Here is a 2,077-nt window from a genome sequence, read left to right as displayed (position 1 = left end):
AGCAACCGCAGCCTGCGGCTCCTGAGAGCTGGGAACCGTCGATTCAACCCGGCAACGCCGCGCCCGAGGCCCGGCAGGCCATCGCCGGACCAGCCGCGCATGCGCCCGGCCGAGGGTTCGAGTGGGGCGAACGGCGGCCGGTCGCCGAAGAAGTCCCAAGCACCGACGGCTGGGGACCGACTCACGATGCTTCGGACATGCCGGACGGAAGTTCGGTTTGGGAGGGACCCAAGGCAGCGGCCGACCCATCCTCGGGATGGTCGAGCCCCGCCGCCGATGCCCCCCGCGCGGCCGGGCCGGCGGACATCTGGGGACAGATCGCCGAAGACAATGTCGTGGATTGGGCGCGCGGCGGGTTCGGCGCTCCGGTCGAGCCTCCGCCGTCCGATCCGCTCGGCCTCGAGGACGACAGTTCGATCAGTTCCATGCCGCTCCAATCGCCAGCGGAAGCGGCCGCTGCCGTCCCGCCGCCACCCGCGCAGACCTCAGCGCCACGACGCAGCGCGCGTGCTCCGGCCAAAGCCTCTCGGGCGACTCCCGCGCAGTCTCCGGCACCCGCACCAGCGGCGGCAGACACAGAACGGCTGCTTGCGGAATTCTTCACGGCGGCGGGCCTCGACTCCGGGGCCGTCAAAGGTCCGCCGGTGGAGGCGTTCGCGCGCAGCGGCACTTTGCTTCGCCGGCTCATCGCCGGGCTCGTGATTCTTGTCGAGGCGCGCGCGCGGGCAAAGTCGCAAATGGGCGCGGAAAGCACGCGCCTGGAGCTCGACGGCAACAACCCGATCAAGTTCGCACGCGCGCCCGAGCAGGCGCTGGCGCAGTTGCTCAGCCCTCCCGAGCGCGGCTTCATGAGCGCCGACCGTGCCGTCGAGGACGCCTTCTACGATCTGCAATCGCACCAGATGGCGACGCTGAAAGCGATGCAGGGCGCGCTGCGGGCCACGCTCGATCGCTTCTCCCCCGACGCGATCCGCAGCCGCGCCGAAACTGGCGGCTTTCTCGCCAGCATTCTCCCGGCGGCGAAGGATGCAGCGTTGTGGCGGGCCTACGAACGCGAGTTCAGCGGAGTGGCGCGCGGCTCTGACGAAGCCTTCATGGACGTCTTCGCCAAGGAATTCCGAAAGGCGTACGAGGAGCAGTCGAGGATCGCGCACCAGGCGCCCGGGCGTTAATCCTCGACCTTAAACCAGAGCATGTCGGCCTTCCATCCATGCCGCGCGGCATAGGTGGCGAAGCGCTCTTGCCAGGCAATGTTGCGAGCGCCGAGGGAGGGTCTCACGATGTCGGCAGGGAATGGGCCCTGTCCGGTGATCAGGACGAGGCCCGACCACCCCTCGTGATTGATATCGAGTTTGAACTCGTATCGGTTGGGCCCGGTCTTCGTAGGATTGGTTTCCTTCGCATCTCCGGCGCGGAGCGCGGCGAGCGATGCCTGTACGCCATCCTCGAGATCGCTGCGACTGTCGATCAGGTGATCGATCAATCCGGACGGCGCGATACCGATGATGGCGAGATCCGTGCGCGGATCGTCCGTCGAAAAGCTTATCAGTGGCTTGGCGACGCGTTGCCCCTTGTAGTCTCCGGCGTCCGCGACCGTATTCCTATGCCAGATCGGCTGCGGAGTGTTGAGCCGCGGCGCTTCCGAATTGCGGATTTGGCGGTAGGCATCGAGCGCCGAACAGCCGCCGGGTTCGATCGGAGCAATTGCCGAGGCGTCGATGTTCGCGTTCGGCAGGCTGGCGCGGGTTAGAGCCGAGGCCACCTCCGCCTGAGCCTCCGAAGGATCGCCGGCGACGCCGCCGAGGAGCACGGTGAGATCGCCAGCGCTACCTTTGACCGACACGTTGAGCCAGCTGCACGGAATCGACGGAATGATCGAGTTTATGGCCGCGTCCGCGGCACGGACCGGATCCCGCTGTGCGAGCGATTGCGAGCCGCGTGCCGCCGGCGCCTGGCCTGATTGCGACTGAACGGCCGCGGGGCCGCCGCCGGCCTGCTCCGACCCGCTGGTCAGCCAGAACGTCAATCCCCCGAGCAGCAAGATCGCCGTAGCGCCGCCGCCGACGATCGCTGCGCG

The 2,077-nt window shown here is 68.0% G+C and carries 2 protein-coding genes; one reads left to right on the top strand and one right to left on the bottom strand.

Going from position 1 to position 2,077, the window contains the following annotated elements; translation table 11 throughout:
- The coding region (tagH, locus tag GH737_RS14555; RefSeq protein ID WP_230558843.1) for a type VI secretion system-associated FHA domain protein TagH at nt 1-1,172 on the top strand (1,172 nt) is incomplete at its 5' end.
- Here tagH and GH737_RS15545 read toward each other — a convergent pair.
- Nucleotides 1,169-2,077 (bottom strand): hypothetical protein (locus GH737_RS15545; RefSeq protein WP_196233230.1); only part of this gene is annotated, 909 nt, incomplete at its 5' end. The two genes, tagH and GH737_RS15545, sit on opposite strands and share 4 nt — an antisense overlap.

Source organism: Sphingomonas segetis (assembly GCF_009720245.1).
In the GTDB taxonomy this organism is placed as follows: domain Bacteria; phylum Pseudomonadota; class Alphaproteobacteria; order Sphingomonadales; family Sphingomonadaceae; genus Sphingomicrobium; species Sphingomicrobium segetis.
Note: the sequence above shows the minus strand (reverse complement) of the source record. Positions and strands in the feature narration are given on the sequence as shown.